This window comes from Psychroflexus sp. MES1-P1E, from assembly GCF_002836055.1.
Taxonomy (GTDB): Bacteria; Bacteroidota; Bacteroidia; order Flavobacteriales; family Flavobacteriaceae; genus Psychroflexus.
In genome coordinates this window covers 1-18,513 of the sequence record NZ_PJBS01000322.1, presented here as the reverse complement: position 1 = coordinate 18,513, position 18,513 = coordinate 1, and the positions used below count along the sequence as shown (strand labels likewise).

Genomic DNA, 18,513 nt, shown 5'->3' with positions numbered 1-18,513 from the left:
TCTTATTGGCAGTAGTTTGTTGGAGGGTATCTCCTATGGTAAACCTGATGGTTTGGGTTAAAGAGTCTACCCGATTTTTAATGAGATAGCCTAAATTTGAGTCCTTAGAATCTTTTTCTTGTCCATATAGGCCAAAGTTGATAAAAAGTCCTACCAAAAAAAGTATATGAAGTAAGTTTGTACGCAATGCTTTTGTACTATTTTTGTAAATGTGGCCTATGTTTTGAAGCTTCAAAATTACATTTTATTTTTATGCTACCTATAAAACTTTTGAATAACATCATCTATAATAAAATCTATGTTTAGAACTAACTGTAGTGTTCAACTATTATTGTTTTCCTTTTTTCTGGTAGCGATTCCTTTCGACTCTATTTCCCAGTCCAAAAATAAGGAGTTTGTTGTCATACTTGACGCTGGCCATGGAGGTAAAGATTCAGGAAATACTGGGAATAATTATTCAGAAAAGGACATAGCTTTAAGCATTGTACTAAAAATCGGTGAACAATTAGAAAAATATGATGATTTAGATGTCATATACACTAGGAAAAAGGATGTTTTTATACCGCTAGATAGAAGAGCAGAAATCGCTAATAAAGCTTCTGCAGACTTGTTTGTTTCGATCCATTGTAACGGAGTGAATAATAGTTCTCCTTCTGGAACTGAAACTTTTATTTTGGGTCTTCACAGAAACAAGGATAATCTAGAGATTGCGATGAAAGAAAATTCAGTTATCAAATTTGAAGATAACTATGAAGTTAAATACGATGGCTTTGATCCAGATTCCCCAGAATCTTATATCGGTTTTACGATCATGCAAGAGGAGTTTTTAGATCAAAGTGCCTTGCTAGCAAATTTTGTTCAAAAACAATTTCAAAGTACATTGAAAATGAAAAATAGGGGGGTAAAACAGGCCGGTTTCCTTGTCTTAAGAGAAACCTATATGCCAAGCGTACTCATTGAAACTGGATTTTTGACCAATGATACTGAAGGGGCTTTTTTAAATTCAAATAGTGGTCAAGATCAATTGGCCGATGCCATTGTCGATGGTATTAATAATTATAAAAACATTATCAATATTACGGCATTAGAATCAGAACTGAAAAAATATAAAGTAAGTTCTAGCGATGTTATTGAAGATTTTGAGGCTATTACTTTTAAAATCCAATTAGCAGCAAGTTCAAGAAAAATAGATCCTAAACCAGAAAACTTCAAAAGACTATATCCTATAAGTAGAAACCAGGAAAATGATCTTTACAAATATTATTTTGGTCAGACCAACAATTATATGAGTGCTCAAACTCTTAAAGATAAAGCTAAAGCTGAAGGTTATACTTCAGCATTTGTTGTTGCTTTTGATTCTAATGGAAACAAAATATCTGTAAAAGAAGCTTTGAATACTAGAGTTAACCCCTAGTTTTTAATCAAAGTTTACTACATTTGAAATAAATTTAAAGCCCTTGAAAAAAGAACTAAAAGTTGGTATTTTAGCTATAGTTGCAATCGGACTTCTCATTTTTGGTTATAATTTCCTAAAAGGAAATAATGTATTTAACTCATCTCGAGTTTTTTATGCTGTTTATGATAATGTTGAAGGCCTTAGTCCGTCAGCGCCTGTCTCTATAAATGGCTATCAAGTGGGTACTGTCACAGATATTCAGTTTATTAAAAGTGGTCAGTTGTTGGTGACTATGAATATTAATAATGATTTTAATTTCTCCAAAGCTAGTGAAGCTCAAATATATGGTGGAGGGTTGATAGGTGGAAAGTCCATGCAGATAGAACTTGATAATACCTCCACAGAGGCAGCGAAATCTGGTGATACACTTCAATCTTCTGTAGAAGAAGGGTTAATAGAGCTGGTGAATGAAAAACTCACACCTCTAAAAGACAAAATTTCCAATGCTGTGGTTGAAGTAGATACTTTATTGTCTTCTATTAATTATGTTTTTGATATAAATACTAGAAATAATTTAAGAAATTCAATTAAGAATTTGAATGAGACCTTAACTTCTCTGAATCTTTCTACTAGAAAAATTGAAGATGTCTTAAATTCGAATACCGATAATATCAATTCAACTATTGAAAACTTTAGATCAACATCGGATAATTTGTCAAAAATGTCTGATACTCTTTCTAAAATTGAATTCAATAGAATTGTTCAAAATGCCGATGAAACTCTGTTAAACCTGAAAGAAATTTCAAACAAATTAAAAAATGGTGATGGAAGTTTGGGTAAATTGTTAAATGATGATCAGATGTATATCAATATAGAAAATGCAACTAAAGAATTAGAAGAATTATTAAAAGATGTCAAATTAAATCCTAAGCGTTATGTCCATTTTTCTATATTTGGTAAGAACAACGTTAAATATAAAAAACTCGAAGATTAAATTATGATAGAATATATCCCACAATTTTTATTTGTTATTGTTTTAATAACAGCTTTTTTGTTTTTTGCAAAAAATGTCTTTTCGCTAAGGCGAAATATTAATTTAGGTAAGGACATTGACAGAAAGGATCATAAATATTTACGACTCAAGAAGATGATAAAAATTGCTCTTGGTCAATCAAAAATGGTAGTAAAACCTATATCTGGAACACTTCACATCATTGTTTATGTTGGATTTATTATTATCAATATTGAAGTCTTAGAAATCGTCATTGATGGAATCGCTGGAACTCATAGAATTTTTTCGTTTATAGGACCAGTATATGATGTGCTTATTGGAAGTTTTGAAATTTTAGCTTTTCTCGTCTTGGTGAGTGTGATCATATTTTGGATACGAAGAAACGTAATGAATATAAAACGCTTTCTTTCTAAAGAATTAAAGGGCTGGTCTAAAAATGATGCTAATTATATCTTGTATTTTGAGGTGGTCTTGATGGTTTTATTTTTAACTATGAACGCTACCGATTATCAATTACAAATGCTTGGTGCCGCACATTATGCTAGTGAAGCAGGTCTTTCTGGTTCATTTCCTATCAGCCAGTTTTTATTGCCATTATTTGATGACATGAGTATTAGAACACTTGTTGTTATTGAAAGATCAGCTTGGTGGCTTCATATTATTGGAATCTTAATTTTTCTAAACTACTTATATTACTCAAAACATCTTCACATATTATTAGCCTTTCCAAATGTGTATTTTTCTAATTTAGAAAACTTAGGAAAAATCAAAAATTTGGAGGCGGTTACTAATGAAGTCAAATTAATGATGGATCCTGATGCAGATCCATATGCCGAGCCAGTCGGAGGTGGAAGCGAAGAGGATGTTCCTGAAAAATTTGGTGCTAGTGATGTTCAAGATTTAAATTGGTTTCAACTTCTAAGTTCTTATTCCTGCACAGAATGTGGTCGATGTACTGCAGAATGTCCTGCTAGTCAAACAGGCAAAAAGCTCTCTCCAAGAAAAATTATGATGGATACAAGAGATCGCTTGGAAGAAGTAGGAAAACAATTGGATAAAGGGGAAAAAGTTAATGACGATAAACCCTTGCTAGACGGCTATATTTCTAGGGAAGAACTTTGGGCGTGTACGACTTGTAATGCTTGTGTAGATGCATGTCCTATAGGTATAGACCCTTTGTCTATTATTATGGATATGAGACAATATTTAGTGATGGAAGAAAGTGCTGCACCTGTTGAGCTGAATAATGCAATGACAAATATTGAAAATAATTCTGCTCCTTGGCCCTACAATCAGCAAGATAGGCTGGATTGGGCGAAAGACTAAGTTTAGTTTATGAAAGATGAATTTAAACATAAAGACTCCAAAGGACAATCCATTAGTCCAAGTCTACCAGATAATGTAAAAAACTATCTGATTGATATTGATGGAACTATCACAGACGATGTTCCCAATGAAGAACCAGAGAGAATGGCGACATGTGAGCCTTTTCTAGATGCCTTGGAAACTATAAATAAATGGTATAACAAAGGACATCAAATCTGTTTTTTTACGTCAAGAACCGAAGAACATAAAAAAGTGACAGCAGATTGGTTATCTAAACATGGGTTTAAATACCATAGCTTATTAATGGGTAAACCGAGGGGTGGAAATTACCATTGGATCGACAACCATATCGTTAAAGCTACACGTTACAAAGGTCGTTTTACGGACCTTATAAATAAAAATGAAATTATACAAGTTTTTAAAGATTAAAATATAATTATATGAGTGAATCCTTAAAAGTGCCAACAATGGCCTCTTATTTAGCTGAAGGAAAACAACCTGAAGTTTTATTTTGGGTAGGTTGTGCAGGAAGTTTTGACGACAGAGCTAAAAAAATCACTAAAGCGTTTGTGAAAATCCTTAATAATACTGGGGTTGATTTTGCCGTTCTTGGAACGGAGGAGGGGTGTACTGGAGATCCTGCAAAAAGAGCTGGAAATGAATTTTTATTTCAGATGCAAGCCATGACCAATATTGAGGTTCTAAATTCTTATGATGTACAAAAAATTGTAACTGCATGTCCTCATTGTTTCAATACGTTGAAAAATGAATACCCTGGTTTAGGGGGTAACTATGAGGTTATACATCACACTCAATTTTTAAAACAATTATTGAATGAAGGCCGTTTAAAGGTTGAAGGAGGAAAGTTTAAAGGTAAACGTATAACTTACCATGATCCTTGTTATTTAGGGAGAGCTAATGGTGAGTATGAAGCTCCTCGCGATCTTTTAAGAAAGCTTGAGGTAGAATTAATAGAGATGAAGTCTTGTAAATCTAAAGGTCTTTGTTGTGGTGCTGGAGGAGCACAGATGTTCAAAGATGCTGAAAAAGGAGATAAGGAAGTCAACATACACAGAACAGAACAGGCGGTTGAGACAAAACCTGAGATCATTGCTGCTGGATGTCCTTTTTGTAATACAATGATGTCAGATGGAGTTAAAAATAAAGAAAAGCAGGATGAAATTGAAGTTTTGGATGTTGTAGAAATGATTGCAAATGCAGATGATTTATAAAAAGGTATGGTAGTAGATTTTAAAGAGTTACCAAGTTCTTCAAGAGTTTGGGTTTTTCAAACAAATAGAGGGTTTGGTGAAGATGAGTTAAATGAAATAAAGCCTAAAATTAATGACTTTCTTGAGCGATGGACCGTTCACGGCCAATCTCTACGAGCTGGTTACGAGATAAGGTATAATAGATTTATTGTTTTGGGTTTAGATGAGTCACAAGCTAGCGCTAGCGGTTGCTCTATAGATGCTTCTGTTCATTTTATACAAAGCCTTGAAAAAGAATACAATGTTGATTTACTCGATAAGATGAACGTAAGTTTTAAAAATGGTGAGTTTGTTGCTTACAAACAACTAATCGACTTTAAAAAAATGGTGAAACAAAAAGCAGTATCGCCAACTACTATTGTTTTCAACAATTTAGTGAATACAAAATCAGAGTATGAAGAATTTTGGGAAGTGCCTATGACTGAAAGCTGGCATAGTCGTCTATTATAGATAACATATGAGTTTACAAATCAATTTTAAAGTCATCATTATGATGGCTTTTTTATCATCTTACAGCCTTTTTTCTCAAAGCAGTTTATTTGCAGAAGATACTATTGCTCAAAGGCAATGGGTGGATTCCATATATTCTAATTTATCTCTTGAAGAGAAAATCGGTCAGTTATTTATGATTGATGTTTTTACAAGCAAGTCTGATTCTGAACTTGAAAGTCTTGAAAGTTTAATAAAATCTAATCATATTGGAGGTGTCATATTTTCTAAAGGAAATCCTTATCGCCAAGCTCAAATCACCAATAAAATACAAACTGAAAATAAGATCCCTTTACTTGTAGGTATGGATGCAGAATGGGGATTGGCTATGAGGCTAGATTCTACTTATGCTTTCCCTTGGAATATGACTCTTGGAGCTATACAAGATACATCTATAGTGAGAAAAGTAGGACATCAAATTGGAAAGCATAGCAAAAGACTTGGTGTTCATATCAATTTTGCTCCCGTGGCAGATATCAATACAAATCCTAATAATCCAATTATTGGTAACCGCTCGTTCGGTGAAACCAAAGACATTGTTATTTCTCATTCAGTGGCCTTGATGCGGGGGATGCATGAGGCTGGAATATTGTCTAGTGCAAAACATTTTCCTGGTCATGGTGATACAGAGCAAGACTCACACAAAACATTGCCGAGTATTAATTTTTCAGAAAAACGAATTAGAGATATTGAATTAAAGCCCTTTCAAGCATTGATAGATGAAGGAGTGAGTAGTGTAATGGTCGCTCATCTCAATATACCAAGTCTTGAAAGTCAAAAGAACCTTCCTTCATCTTTATCTTCTAAAATTGTTTCAGACTTATTGAAAGGAGAGCTCGGCTTCAATGGACTTATAATTACAGATGCTTTAAACATGAAAGGGGTAAGTAATAGTAGTTCTACTCCTGGGGAAGTAGATTTAGAAGCCTTTAAAGCAGGAAGTGATATTTTATTGATTCCTGAAGATGTTCCCAAGTCTATTAGTATTATAAAAGAAGCAATCTTAAAAGGAGAGATAGCAAACAAAAGACTTGTCGCTTCGGTTAAGAAGATATTATATGCTAAATATAAAGTGGGTTTACATTCATTTAAACCGATAGAAACCGCTCAGTTAACAGCAGAATTAAATTCAGAAGAGAATGATGCTGTTTACCAAGAGGCCATACAAAATGCAACAACGGTCATAAAAAACGATCTTGGTATTCTTCCAATTAATGATATAGAGCAACAAACCTTCGCTTATGTAGCTCTTGGAGATACTTCTGGAGATCAGTTTTTTGAAACGATGAATCAATACGCTAGAGTTGATAAAATTGATGTTACCAAAAACAAAATAGACTTGAGTCAATTTTCTGACTACGACCAAATAATTATTGGGTTTCATAAATCTGATGCTAATCCTTGGGCGGATTATAAATTTTCACCTTTTGAAATTGAGTTGATAAAATCTATTTCTCAAGACTATAAAACAATTTTAGTCAACTTTACAAGACCTTATAGCTTGTTGCAATTGAAGAATTATATCAACATTGATGCAATTGTTCAAGCTTATCAAAACAGTATAATCGCTCAACAGGTCGTAGGCCAGCAATTATTTGGTGGCATTGATTTCAAGGGCAAACTCCCTGTTAGTATAACTTCAGCATTTCCAGTAGGAACGGGTTATAAATTAAAGTCAAACGGCAGACTTGGTTATGACCATCCCCAAAACCAAGGGTTCAATTCTGAATTAGTTTCAAAAATCGATTCTTTAGCAGCCTATACGTTAGAACAAGAAATGACACCTGGTATGCAAATTTTAATTGCACGTAAAGGAAAGGTGATCTACAATAAAAATTTTGGATATCATACGTATGACAAAGAAATAAAGGTTCAAGATGATGATGTCTACGATCTAGCTTCTCTAACAAAGATATTAGCCACTTTGCCAATTTTGATGACTTTAGAAGAAAGCAACAAGATCGATTTGAAGTCTAAGTTATATGAACTTTTGCCAGAACTTGCTACTTCCAATAAAGCTAACATGAGCGTTTTAGAGATGCTATCTCACTATGCAAAACTCCAAGCTTGGATTCCTTTTTACAAAAAGACCTTAGAGGATAAGTCAAAATACTATGCTACAGAATTTTCAAAAAAATTCAGTGTAAAAGTTGCCCAAAATATGTATTTAAGGACAGATTATCAAGATTCTATCTATGCAAGAATTGTTGAAAGTGATTTAAGAGATTCATTGGAATATAAGTATTCTGATCTTCCCTATTATTTTTTAAAGAAATATATTGAAAAACAGTCTGATTCCACATTAGATAAAATAGCTGAAAATTATTTCTACAAGCCAATGCGGTTATCTCATTTGAAATTTTATCCGCTGAATTATTTTGAAAAAAATAAAATTGTTCCTACTGAATTTGATAAGGAGTGGAGAAATGAATTAATACACGGTAGAGTCCATGATCAAGGTGCTGCCATGCTTGGGGGAGTAGGAGGGCATGCTGGCTTATTTGGCAACGCTTCTGATGTTGCGAAGTTTATGCAACTTTATCTCAACGAAGGGATTTATGGTGGTAAGCGTTTTTTTAATGCTGAAACCATGAACAAATTCAACACTTGTTATTATTGTGAGAAGGATGTGAGAAGAGGCGTAGGTTTTGATAAACCACAATTGGATGAGATTGGTCCAACTTGTGGATGCTTATCTATGTCTAGTTTTGGACATTCTGGATTTACAGGTACTTATGCCTGGGCAGATCCTGAGAAAGAAATTATTTATGTTTTTTTATCTAATAGGATTCATCCCGTTTCGTCTAATACTAAACTTATAGATGAAGACATTCGAACCAAAATACAGGGCGTTATTTATGAAAGCCTTTCCAAATTAAATTGATATTAGTTTAAGAGTAAATTCAAATTGTAACTTCTACTTTTGAAGTCATAAAATATATAGATGAAAATAGCTATAGTATGTTATCCTACCTTTGGGGGTAGTGGAGTAGTTGCTACCGAATTAGGTATTTCTTTATCCAAACGAGGTCATGAAATTCATTTCGTAACTTATAAACAGCCAGTAAGACTAGAATACTTAAGTAACAATATCCGTTATCATGAGGTTCTAGTTCCCGAATACCCTTTGTTTCATTACCAACCTTACGAATTGGCATTATCCAGCAAACTCGTTACCGTAGTGAAAAATCATAAAATTGATGTTTTGCACGTACATTATGCTATTCCTCATGCTTATGCTGGATTTATGGCACAGCAAATGCTCGCAGAAGATGGTATTAGTCTTCCTATGATGACGACCTTACACGGTACAGATATAACTTTAGTGGGAAGTCACTCTTTTTATAAACCTGCTGTTAACTTCAGTATCAATAGAAGTGATGTTGTTACTTCAGTATCAGAGAGTTTAAAAAAAGACACACTTAATATTTTTGATATTAAAAAAGATATTAAAGTAGTTCCAAACTTTATAGATATAGCAAATCTCAGCCAAAGTTTCGAGGACTGTCAAAGAGAGTTATTTGCTAATGAAGATGAGAAAGTAATTACCCACGTAAGTAATCTCCGGCAAGTGAAACGCATCGATCACGTCATTCAAATATTTCATAAAATCCAATCTAGTATTAAGTCAAAGCTTATTATTATAGGTGACGGTCCAGAACGGGAAATGGCTTCAAATTTAGCCATTGAGTTAGGCATTAGAGACAAAGTTATGTTTCTTGGAAAAAGCAATGAGGTTGAAAAAATATTATGCTATTCAGATTTATTTTTGTTGCCTTCGGAAAAAGAAAGTTTTGGTCTTGCTGCACTTGAAGCTATGGCTCATGGAGTTCCTGTCATTTCTACTAATGCAGGTGGACTTTCTGAAGTAAACATGGATGGAGTTTCTGGTTACTTGAGCAATGTTGGTGATGTTGAAAATATGGCCTTAAACGGTATTAAAGTACTTTCCAATGAAAATACTTTAGAGCAATTTAAAAAAGGAGCTAGATCAACTGCTGAAAAGTTTGATGTAAAAGAGATTGTTAGCCAATATGAGGATTTATACAAGCAAATGGTTTAATCTCTTGTATCACAAATATCAAACGCCTTGAATCTGATTTTGTTTTTTCAAAAATCCAAACTTGATTTAGGTAGGGGTATTTTGAAATTTTGTTTGTTATAAGCCTCTTAAATCTTAAAAATAGCAGCATGTTGAGCCTTATAACTATATGTTTGATTTATAACATCGGTTCAGAATCTTATCATATGATTGATTGAACGGTTGTCAAATTCAGTGCAGAAAAAGTGAATACTTCCTCCTGTGCGTTATGTGAATTTTGCTTTAGTAGTATTCTCTGTAATTTCCTAAACTTTTGGTAAATCACTTTCATAGCTTACTCAACTGCTTAAAATAACTCTAATACCAAGTTATAATCTATAGATTGATTAATGACATTTCTAAGATTAATATCTTCGAAAAATCTGCTATACTCATTTTTTCTATCTAATCACTAATTTGTAATTTGTGAATAAAATTAATGATTACACCTTTAAATGTGTTCTGTAATTTGCTTTGAATTACAAAACTTACAGCATAACAACGACCTCATGCGGCCTCTAGTATTGGGTAAGAACAAAATTGAGATTTAATATTCCATGCGATAAAAATAAGCCTTATGCTATAATTGCAACTTTAAAACCACAACAGAAATAGTCCTTATAGAATCTTGAGCAGTGTTTTTCTGAATATTCAGCAAAAATGTCAAAAAAATAAGAACAAGTGCGACAAATACAAGATGGGGTAGATTCATTATTAATGAATCTACCCCATCTTAAACTTTAGTTGTCAATTTATACCACGCTTTTCCTGAATTATTTACAACATCTGAATCTTGAATTAATGTCCTGATTTAGGCGTGCTGCTTTTCTTCTATCTTCATAAGCCAAGCATCTAGCATCCAACTTGTTTTTTCAAGTTCTCTTATGTAAGCTCCTATCAAATCAATAGTACCTTCGTCATCATTTTTAGTTGCAGAATCTACCACATTTCTCATTTGGTTGATAATCGTACTATGGTCATCAAGTAAAACACTTACCATTTTATGATCTTGAATAGTTGAAGAAGTTTCCTTCAAATTTGATAAGTTCAGATAATCTGTAAAATTACTTTTAGGTTGAAATCTTAATGTCAATATACGTTCTGCAATTTCATCTATTTTCACTTTGGCTTCATTGTACATATCTTCAAATTGAACATGAAGATCAAAAAAGTTCTGACCAGTTACATTCCAGTGAAAATTTCTCAATTTTTGGTAATACATGTGATAGTCAGCTAACAATATATTGAGCTCTTTTATCGTGTCTTTCGTTTTAGATTCATCCAAATTTAAGTAACTCATAAATTAAATTTTAATTTTCAAATTAATATCTATTTACGCATTTCTTTTTTCGCCTAGTTTCATACTCCAAGCGTCTAGCATCCAACTTGTTTTTTCTAATTCTCTAATGTAAGCACCAATTAGATCTATAGTCCCTTCATCTCCATTAGCATCTGCTACTTCTGTAGTTTTCCTCATTTGTCTAATGATAGTTCCATGATCATCAAGAAGATTGGTTACCATTTCCTTATCTGTTATATCGGAAGATGACTCTTTGATATTAGATAGCTTAAGATAAGTAGTCAAATTACTTTCTGGTTGAAATCTTAATGTGAGTATACGTTCAGCAATTTCATCTATCTTTAACTTAGCATCATCGTACATTTCTTCAAACTGCTCGTGTAAATCAAAGAAATTTTGACCAACTATATTCCAATGGTAGTTTCTTAATTTTTGATAGTATAGTTGATAATCGGATAAAAGAATGTTCAATTCTCCTACAGTTTCTTTAGTTTTAGATTTGTCTAAATTTAAGTAATTCATAGTTTATTTAATTTTTAATTTATTCAACATTTTTTTGAAACCTGTTTACCTGTAATCAAGCACTCACATACTAGAATTTCATTATAACTATCAGCTGTTAAAATAGAATGAATGTATAAAACGTTCACAGAACTCATTTATACCTTCAAACACGAAATACCCATCAACTTCAAATTGTTTGATTAGATAAGTTTTCTTTCTTTTTAAATCTTTAAAATCATAATCTAGAAGATTTAAACTTCAAGCATAGCTGATATCTATTAAAACATTCATGAGTTGTGTAAGTGTATTTTACATTCAATTTCAATTATGTTTTTTTGTTAAAAGTAAAGATAATTCGGAGTCATTTTAAAATAAAGCAATCGGTTTATCAAGATACAGCTATTATTTTTTCTTATTGTTATCTTTGATATAATAGAATAAACCCAATGGAAAACTAAGCAATAAAAATACAAATTGTCTAGTGATAATTCCATAAAGAGTTATGATAGCCACTATAACATATATCCAGGTTGTCTTTGTAATTTTCATAGCGTCAACAATAATACTATCTAATAGAGGTGATACTAATAAAAAGAGCTTCTTTTATAAAGAAGCTCTTCTATGTAGATTTAGGATTCCTTATCTGCTGTTTTTTGGACATGGATAACTAACTCGTTTTTTTCTTTATCTAGATCCATATATAGGGTGTCACCTTCAGTTATAGAAGAATTGATAATCTTCTCTGCTAAGGCATCTTCAATATATTTTTGGATGGCTCTATTCAAAGGTCTTGCTCCATACTGTCTATCAAATCCTTTATCAGCTATATAATCTTTAGCTTCTTCGCTTAATGAAAATTGATATCCAACATCATTAATTCGCTCAAAAAGTATTTTCAATTCAATATTGATAATTTTTTTGATATCGTCTTTTTCTAAAGCGTTAAAGATAACTACATCATCCACACGATTTAAGAATTCTGGGGCAAAAGCTTTTTTTAGTGCTCCTTCAATTACCTTTTTAGTATTGTCGTCTTCCTGTTGTTGTTGTGATTTTGTTCCAAATCCAACTCCAGTTCCAAAGTCCTTAAGCTTTCTAGCCCCTACATTGGAAGTCATGATAATAATGGTATTTCTAAAATCTACTTTACGGCCTAAACTGTCTGTTAAATGACCATCATCCAACACTTGTAGCAGCAAGTTAAAGACATCAGGATGCGCTTTTTCAACTTCATCCAATAGTATAACAGCATAAGGTTTTCTTCTTACTTTTTCTGTAAGTTGTCCGCCTTCTTCATAGCCTACGTATCCGGGAGGTGCTCCTATAAGTCTTGAAACTGCAAATTTTTCCATGTATTCACTCATGTCAAGTCTAATAAGAGCATCGTCGTTATCAAACAATTCTCTAGCAAGAACTTTAGCAAGTTGAGTTTTACCTACACCTGTTTGTCCTAAAAATATAAAGGAGCCAATAGGTCTGTTGGGATCTTTCAATCCTGCACGGTTACGCTGTATAGCTTTCACTATTTTTGTTACAGCTTCACTTTGTCCAATGACTTTATTTTTAATTGTTTCTGGTAATTCAGCTAACTTATTACCTTCAGTTCTAGCAATACGATTCACCGGAATACCAGTCATCATGGAAACCACATCGGCGATATGATTTTCTGTCACTGTTTCTTTATTCTCTTTAGAATCTTTTTCCCAGTCTTCTTGAGCTATCTGCAATTCATTTTCAATCCTTTTCTCGTCGTCTCTTAGTTTAGCAGCTTCTTCGTATTTCTGTTTTTTGACTACAGAATTTTTTTCTTCACGAATTTCTTCTAGCTCTTTTTCAAGCTTTAAAATCCGTTTCGGAACATTGATATTTGTAATATGGACACGACTTCCTGCTTCATCTAAAGCATCTATAGCTTTATCTGGCAGAAATCTATCTGTCATATATCTATTGGTGAGAGTCACACAAGATTTTATGGCTTCGTCTGTATAAATGACATTGTGGTGATCTTCATATTTATCCTTGATATTATTAAGAATTTCTACCGTTTCATCCACAGATGTAGGTTCTACGATTATCTTCTGAAATCTTCTTTCTAAAGCACCATCTTTTTCAATATGTTGTCTGTACTCATCTAGAGTTGTGGCTCCTATACAATGAATTTCTCCTCTTGCTAAAGCAGGTTTGAACATATTACTTGCATCAAGACTTCCTGTAGCTCCACCAGCACCAACTATAGTATGAATCTCATCTATGAAAAGAATGATGTCCTCGTTCTTTTCTAACTCATTCATTACAGCTTTCATTCTTTCTTCGAATTGACCTCTGTATTTAGTACCTGCTACTAAACTTGCAAGATCTAAGGTCACTACTCTCTTATCATAGAGAATTCTAGAGACTTTCCTTTGTATAATCCTAAGGGCTAAACCTTCTGCAATGGCACTTTTACCAACACCCGGTTCACCTATAAGGAGTGGATTATTTTTCTTTCTTCTACTTAATATTTGAGAAACTCTCTCTATTTCCTTTTCACGTCCTACAACAGGGTCTAATTTTCCCTCTTGGGCCATTTCTGTTAGGTCACGCCCAAAATTATCTAATACTGGTGTTTTAGATTTTTTGGTAGATTTACCTTTGTTATTACCGTTTCCGCCTAATGACTCTTTTCCTGAGTCTCCAGCAGCAGCATCATCATCTTGGAATGCATCTGAAGGTGTGTCTAAATAATCACCATCTTGAGTAATCATCGCTTTAAATTCTTCTTTAACGTTATCATAATCTACTTTTAATTTATTTAGAAGCTTAGTTGTTGGATCATTTTCATTTCTAAGAATGCACAATAACAAATGCGCAGTATTTATAGAAGAACTTTGAAAAAGTTTAGCCTCAAGAAATGTAGTTTTAAGCGCTCTTTCTGCTTGCCTAGTTAAGTGTAAATTCTTTTTTTCCTGAGATATATCTGTGTTGGTATGATCTGAAGGATTTAAGATTTCAACTTTCCTTCTCAGCAGTTCCAAATCAACATTCATAGCATCCAATATATTTATAGCTTTACCGCTACCATCACGAAGTAAACCAAGCATCAAATGTTCGGTTCCTATAAAATCGTGTCCCAAACGTAAAGCTTCTTCCTTACTGTAGGCTATTACTTCTTTCACTTTTGGTGAGAAATTATCATCCATAGTCTTTATGTTTATTAGACGTTTATTCAAAAATAATACCTTATTACCGATATATGCCATCTCAATAGTGAAAATCTTATTAAATGTCCTTTTAAAAAAAAGATGTAATTCAACTTTTATAGTCTTTAAGGATATAATAGGTTTTGTATATTTGCTCATTATTATACAAAATTAAGTTTTGTATAAATAGAATATTATCATTAATTAAAACAGTTTTAAATGGCAAACGGTGAGCAGCTAATACCCATAAATATTGAGGATGAAATGAAAACAGCTTACATCGATTATTCGATGTCGGTTATTGTTTCTAGAGCACTTCCAGATGTGAGAGATGGGCTGAAACCCGTACATAGAAGAGTCTTATTTGGCATGCAAGAGCTAGGTATATTTTCTAATAAATCTCACAAAAAATCTGCGAGAATCGTTGGTGAAGTTTTAGGTAAGTATCACCCACACGGTGATACCTCAGTTTACGATGCCATGGTAAGGATGGCGCAAGAATGGAGCATGCGTTATCAACTTGTAGATGGTCAAGGTAACTTTGGTTCTGTAGATGGTGATAGCCCAGCTGCTATGCGTTATACAGAAGCTAGAATGAAGAAAATTAGCGAAGAGATGTTAGCTGACATCGATAAAGAGACCGTTGATTTTGTATTCAATTTTGACGATACTATAGAAGAACCTACAGTTCTGCCAACCAGAGTGCCTAATCTCCTAGTAAATGGAGCAAGTGGTATAGCCGTAGGTATGGCCACTAACATGGCACCACATAATTTATCTGAAGTAATTAACGGTGTTAATGCTTACATAGATAATAGAGATATTGAGATTGAAGAGCTCATGACTCATATTAAAGCCCCTGATTTTCCAACTGGTGGAATTATATATGGCTATGAAGGTGTTAGAGATGCCTTTATGACAGGGAGAGGACGAGTTGTCATGCGAGCTAAGTCCTCAGTTGAAGAAGTTAATGGAAGAGAATGCATAATAATTACTGAAATTCCTTACCAAGTCAATAAAGCAGACATGATTAAAAAAACTGCTGATTTGGTTAATGATAAAAAAATAGAAGGAATATCCTTAATCAGAGACGAGTCGGACAGAAATGGAATGCGTATCGTATATATCTTGAAAAAAGATTCACTTCCTAATGTTGTTCTAAATACACTTTTTAAACACACAGCATTACAATCTACATTTAGTGTCAATAACATAGCATTAGTAAAAGGAAGGCCACAAATGCTTAATTTAAAAGACATCATCTATAATTTTGTTGAGCATAGACATGAAGTAGTCATCAGAAGAACCAAATATTTGCTTAGAAAAGCAGAGGAGCGGGCTCATATTCTGGAGGGTCTAATTATAGCTTCAGACAATATTGATGAAGTTATTTCTTTGATTCGGGGTTCTCAGAATGCTGAAGAAGCTAGAGAAAAATTAGTAGAGCGTTTTCAACTCAGTGAAATACAAGTGAAAGCCATCGTTGAAATGCGATTGAGACAACTTACTGGACTTGAGCAAGATAAGTTAAGATTTGAGTATGATGAATTAATGATAACGATTGAAGATTTAAAAGATATTTTATCAAGTGAGGATCGTAGAATGGAAATCATACAAACTGAGCTTCTTGAAATAAAAGAAAAGTATGGTGATGATCGCCGATCGGAAATCAACATGGTTGGTGGAGATTTTAGTATGGAAGACATGATTCCTAACGAAAGTGTTGTTCTTACCATATCGCATGCTGGGTACATCAAAAGAACACCTTTAAAGGAATACAAAATACAAAATAGAGGTGGAGTAGGTCAAAAAGCATCTACAACACGTGATGAAGATTTCTTGGAATACATATTTTCTGGAACAAATCACCAGTATATTCTTTTCTTTACCCAAAAAGGAAAATGTTTCTGGATGCGAGTTTTTGAAATTCCTGAAGGAAGTAAGACCAGTAAAGGTAGAGCCATCCAAAACCTTATGAATCTCGATCCAGATGATAGAATAAATGCTTTCATTTTGGTTGAGAACCTTTCAAATGAAGATTATATCAACAACCATTATGTATTGATGGTGACTAAGAAAGGTCAAGTTAAGAAAACTATCTTGGAGCAATATTCTAGACCTAGAATTAACGGAATAAATGCTATATCCATTAGAGACGGAGATGAATTATTATCTGCGGTACTAACAGACGGTGAAAATCAGGTTATGTTAGGCTTAAGAAGTGGTAAAGCTCTCCGCTTTGAAGAAAAGCACATTAGACCAATGGGTAGAGGAGCCGCTGGAGTTAAAGGTATAACCTTAGCTTCAGATAAAGATGAAGTTATAGGTATGATCTGTGTTAAAAATCCTCAAGAGGAAACTGTTTTAGTTGTTTCTGAAAAAGGATATGGTAAGCGAACCTTTATTGACGATGTAGATGGAGAGCCGGTTTACAGAATTACTAACAGAAGAGGTAAAGGTGTAAAAACTATTTCTATCTCTGAAAAAACAGGACAGTTAGTAGCTATGAAGACTGTCCATGACGAAGATGATTTAATGATTATTAAGAAATCTGGAGTTGCCATACGTATGTCGGTTTCAGATATAAGAACAATGGGTAGATCTACTCAAGGCGTTAGACTTATTTCCTTAAAAGGAGATGATGAAATAGCAGCAGTCGCAAAAATCATAAATGAAGATGAAGATGAAACTGAAATCAATGATGATTTGGATGTTACAAACGGAGAAACTACTGAAGAATAATATTAAAACTTAACACTAAATAGATGAATACAATGAAAAAGTCAATTTTAGCAGTAGCCTTAATAGGTGCAACAAGCTTGAGCTTTTCACAAAGAGGTGAAATTAGAGATGCTGAAAGCGCAGTAGAAGACAAAAATTTTAAAGAAGCCCTTACTCAGTTAGACATAGCAAAACCTCTATTAGCTGATGAGAAAGACAAATGGGTAATACGTTATTATTTAACAAAAGCTAAAACTCATGGTAACTTAGCTGCAAAAAAGTCTGGTGATGACATGATTTCAGACATGGATGTCGCTTTACAGTCTTTAAAGGCTGTATTATCTATGGAGAATGAAAATGAAGAAGCCTCAGCTTATCAAAATAAATTGAGACAAACGATGGTTCAAACAGCTATTGATGGTCAAAACAATGGTGATTTTGATATTGCTGAAAAGCTGCTCTACAAAACTTATGAATTGGACAGAAATGATACGGTGATGCTCTATTATGCTGCGTCTGCCGCTGTAAATGGTAAAATTTATGACAAAGCTTTAAATCACTACCAAAAACTCTTGGATATGGGGTTCAATGGTGCAACAGAGCAGTTTGTTGCTACAAACATAGAATCAGGTGAAGAAGAAATTTTTGAATCTAAAAATATGAGAGATATCGCCATTAAAACTAGTGAATATAAAAATCCTAGCAAAAAGAAGACCCCTGCTTTAACTGGTGAAATTGCTAAAAACATCACTCTTATTTATATCCAAGAAGATCAACCTGATAAAGCCCTAAGCGCAATTAAAAAGGCTAAAGAAGAAAATCCAGAGGACACGAGTCTTTTACAAGCTGAAGCTGATCTTTATTATAGAATTGGTAAGATCGACAAGTATGACGAAGTGATGAAACAGGTTGTGAAAATGGATCCTGAAAACCCTTTACTTTATTATAATCTTGGAGTAGCATCAGAACAACTAGGAGATAAAAAATCTGCCAAGGAATATTATTTACAGACTATTGAACTAGATTCTGAAATGGTAAATGCTTATATTAATTTGGCTGCTCTTATTTTGAGCAAAGAAAGGGATATTGTTGAAGAAATGAATAGTTTAGGAAATTCTAGAGCTGACAATAAAAAATATCAAGATTTAAATATACAGAAAAAACAATTTTATAAAGATGCTCTACCTTATTTAGAAAGAGCATCAGAATTGAATCCAAAAAACATGGATGCATT

General features: G+C 33.2%; 14 protein-coding genes. 10 read left to right on the top strand and 4 right to left on the bottom strand.

The genetic code is table 11. From position 1 onward, the window contains the following. Nucleotides 1–235, bottom strand: a 235-nt coding sequence (locus tag CXF67_RS14075; protein ID WP_145990469.1) for a hypothetical protein, incomplete at its 3' end; no start/stop codon positions are given. A 63-nt stretch (nucleotides 236–298) separates the two neighbouring features. On the opposite strand from CXF67_RS14075, the gene CXF67_RS14070 reads away from it, so the two are divergent. From CXF67_RS14070 to bshA, 8 genes are read left to right on the top strand one after another with little or no spacing between them, the layout of a single operon-like run. Further along, nucleotides 299–1,414: an N-acetylmuramoyl-L-alanine amidase family protein gene (locus CXF67_RS14070; RefSeq protein ID WP_102089327.1), complete on the top strand. Its 1,116-nt coding sequence runs from the start codon at nucleotides 299–301 to the stop codon at nucleotides 1,412–1,414. 43 nt (nucleotides 1,415–1,457) lie between these two features. Then, nucleotides 1,458–2,390 carry an MlaD family protein gene (locus tag CXF67_RS14065; RefSeq protein WP_102089326.1) on the top strand — a complete coding sequence of 311 codons (933 nt, stop codon included), beginning with the start codon at nucleotides 1,458–1,460 and terminating at the stop codon, nucleotides 2,388–2,390. 3 nt (nucleotides 2,391–2,393) lie between these two features. Beyond that, complete coding sequence (locus CXF67_RS14060; RefSeq protein ID WP_102089325.1) at nucleotides 2,394–3,734, top strand: 4Fe-4S dicluster domain-containing protein; 1,341 nt, start codon at nucleotides 2,394–2,396, stop codon at nucleotides 3,732–3,734. Nucleotides 3,735–3,743: 9 nt separating this feature from the next. Next, nucleotides 3,744–4,163: an LNS2 domain-containing protein gene (locus CXF67_RS14055; protein WP_102089324.1), complete on the top strand. Its 420-nt coding sequence runs from the start codon at nucleotides 3,744–3,746 to the stop codon at nucleotides 4,161–4,163. A gap of 11 nt (nucleotides 4,164–4,174) precedes the next feature. Further along, nucleotides 4,175–4,966, top strand: coding sequence for a (Fe-S)-binding protein (locus CXF67_RS14050; RefSeq protein ID WP_102089323.1), 792 nt, complete (start codon nucleotides 4,175–4,177; stop codon nucleotides 4,964–4,966). 6 nt (nucleotides 4,967–4,972) lie between these two features. Then, nucleotides 4,973–5,455 carry an ABC transporter ATPase gene (locus tag CXF67_RS14045; protein WP_102089322.1) on the top strand — a complete coding sequence of 161 codons (483 nt, stop codon included), beginning with the start codon at nucleotides 4,973–4,975 and terminating at the stop codon, nucleotides 5,453–5,455. 43 nt (nucleotides 5,456–5,498) lie between these two features. After that, entirely contained in the window at nucleotides 5,499–8,378 is a 2,880-nt protein-coding gene (locus CXF67_RS14040) for a serine hydrolase domain-containing protein (RefSeq protein ID WP_102089329.1), read from the top strand. Nucleotides 8,379–8,438: 60 nt separating this feature from the next. Further along, a complete protein-coding gene (gene bshA, locus CXF67_RS14035; protein ID WP_102089321.1) occupies nucleotides 8,439–9,557 on the top strand; it encodes an N-acetyl-alpha-D-glucosaminyl L-malate synthase BshA in 1,119 nt (372 codons plus the stop codon). A gap of 829 nt (nucleotides 9,558–10,386) precedes the next feature. Here bshA and CXF67_RS14025 read toward each other — a convergent pair. The 3 genes from CXF67_RS14025 to CXF67_RS14015 form a co-directional block, all read right to left on the bottom strand. Continuing rightward, nucleotides 10,387–10,875 (bottom strand): Dps family protein, encoded by a 489-nt coding sequence (locus CXF67_RS14025; protein WP_102089320.1) that lies wholly within the window; start codon nucleotides 10,873–10,875, stop codon nucleotides 10,387–10,389. Nucleotides 10,876–10,908: 33 nt separating this feature from the next. Then, nucleotides 10,909–11,397 (bottom strand): Dps family protein, encoded by a 489-nt coding sequence (locus CXF67_RS14020; RefSeq protein ID WP_102089319.1) that lies wholly within the window; start codon nucleotides 11,395–11,397, stop codon nucleotides 10,909–10,911. A 611-nt stretch (nucleotides 11,398–12,008) separates the two neighbouring features. Beyond that, nucleotides 12,009–14,558 carry an ATP-dependent Clp protease ATP-binding subunit gene (locus CXF67_RS14015; protein ID WP_102089318.1) on the bottom strand — a complete coding sequence of 850 codons (2,550 nt, stop codon included), beginning with the start codon at nucleotides 14,556–14,558 and terminating at the stop codon, nucleotides 12,009–12,011. A 219-nt stretch (nucleotides 14,559–14,777) separates the two neighbouring features. On the opposite strand from CXF67_RS14015, the gene gyrA reads away from it, so the two are divergent. Both gyrA and CXF67_RS14005 read left to right on the top strand, forming a co-directional pair. Further along, nucleotides 14,778–17,300, top strand: coding sequence for a DNA gyrase subunit A (gene gyrA, locus CXF67_RS14010; protein WP_102089317.1), 2,523 nt, complete (start codon nucleotides 14,778–14,780; stop codon nucleotides 17,298–17,300). Nucleotides 17,301–17,332: 32 nt separating this feature from the next. Continuing rightward, the coding region (locus CXF67_RS14005) for a tetratricopeptide repeat protein (RefSeq protein ID WP_180957970.1) at nucleotides 17,333–18,513 on the top strand (1,181 nt) is incomplete at its 3' end.

What these genes read in the sequence shown, in the direction of transcription:
- CXF67_RS14040 (WP_102089329.1), top strand. Translation starts at nt 5,499, where the DNA reads ATGGCTTTTTTATCATCTTACAGCCTTTTTTCTCAAAGCAGTTTATTT.
- CXF67_RS14050 (WP_102089323.1), top strand. Translation starts at nt 4,175, where the DNA reads ATGAGTGAATCCTTAAAAGTGCCAACAATGGCCTCTTATTTAGCTGAA.
- CXF67_RS14070 (WP_102089327.1), top strand. Translation starts at nt 299, where the DNA reads ATGTTTAGAACTAACTGTAGTGTTCAACTATTATTGTTTTCCTTTTTT.
- CXF67_RS14015 (WP_102089318.1), bottom strand. Translation starts at nt 14,558, where the DNA reads ATGGATGATAATTTCTCACCAAAAGTGAAAGAAGTAATAGCCTACAGT.
- gyrA (WP_102089317.1), top strand. Translation starts at nt 14,778, where the DNA reads ATGGCAAACGGTGAGCAGCTAATACCCATAAATATTGAGGATGAAATG.
- bshA (WP_102089321.1), top strand. Translation starts at nt 8,439, where the DNA reads ATGAAAATAGCTATAGTATGTTATCCTACCTTTGGGGGTAGTGGAGTA.
- CXF67_RS14060 (WP_102089325.1), top strand. Translation starts at nt 2,394, where the DNA reads ATGATAGAATATATCCCACAATTTTTATTTGTTATTGTTTTAATAACA.
- CXF67_RS14055 (WP_102089324.1), top strand. Translation starts at nt 3,744, where the DNA reads ATGAAAGATGAATTTAAACATAAAGACTCCAAAGGACAATCCATTAGT.
- CXF67_RS14025 (WP_102089320.1), bottom strand. Translation starts at nt 10,875, where the DNA reads ATGAGTTACTTAAATTTGGATGAATCTAAAACGAAAGACACGATAAAA.
- CXF67_RS14020 (WP_102089319.1), bottom strand. Translation starts at nt 11,397, where the DNA reads ATGAATTACTTAAATTTAGACAAATCTAAAACTAAAGAAACTGTAGGA.
- CXF67_RS14045 (WP_102089322.1), top strand. Translation starts at nt 4,973, where the DNA reads ATGGTAGTAGATTTTAAAGAGTTACCAAGTTCTTCAAGAGTTTGGGTT.